Origin of the sequence: Helicobacter sp. MIT 21-1697 (genome assembly GCF_026241255.1) — a bacterium.
Taxonomy (GTDB): Bacteria; Campylobacterota; Campylobacteria; order Campylobacterales; family Helicobacteraceae; genus Helicobacter_C.
The window spans coordinates 1-757 of sequence record NZ_JAPHNC010000027.1; the positions used below are offsets into that span (position 1 = coordinate 1).

Consider the following 757-nt stretch of genomic DNA (forward strand, 5'->3'; position numbering starts at 1 on the left):
GTATATTTTTTGGAACTTGTCAAGCTACAGGAGCTTAAAATGGAACTTACACAATCAATCAGGTATGGTATGGATAAGGCAGGTATTTCTACCTATGAAGAGCTAAGTAAAATGTCAGGTGTTCCTCTTAGCACAATTAAGAAATATGCGGCTACAAGCGTGCAACATTCTCCCAATATGTCAAACTTAGTTAAACTAGGCAAAGTGATTGATTTGAGCGATTATTTTGCTTTTGATAATGTCAGTAAGTTGTCAGTTAGTGATGACAAGGGTGTCAGTAAGTCAGATTCCGAAGTGGGATTCCGCAGTGATTCCGCAGTGATTCCGCAGTCTAAAATGTCCCATAGTCCGTCCCTAAGTCAATATGAAAATGTCCCTCAATCAAAAAAACAATGTCCCTCAATCAAAAAAACAATGTCCCTCAATCAAAAAAACAATGTCCCTCAATCAAATTCCACACTCCCTCACAAGCCCTCCACAATCCAAATCCCAGTCTATGATGATGTGTATGCGTCTGCGGGACAGGGACTGCTCAATGAGGAATATATCACGCGGCATATTGGTATGCAAAAGGATTTTTTGCGCGATTATTTTGGGGTGGCAAACTTTTTGGGGCTTTCTATCATCACTGCGCGAGGAGATTCTATGAGTCCTACTATCCCAGAGAACTGCCAGCTGCTAATCCAGCAAAGTGATAGTTTCCAAGAGGGGCAGATTTGTGTAGTGCGCCTTGATAATGAGCTCTATGTCAAAAGAC

Annotated in this window: 1 protein-coding gene; it reads left to right on the forward strand. The window is 41.3% G+C overall.

Annotation, left to right across the window (positions count from 1 at the left end; genetic code table 11):
- Nucleotides 1–39: 39 nt before the first annotated feature.
- Nucleotides 40–757 (forward strand): S24 family peptidase (locus OQH61_RS09460; protein ID WP_266027184.1); only part of this gene is annotated, 718 nt, incomplete at its 3' end.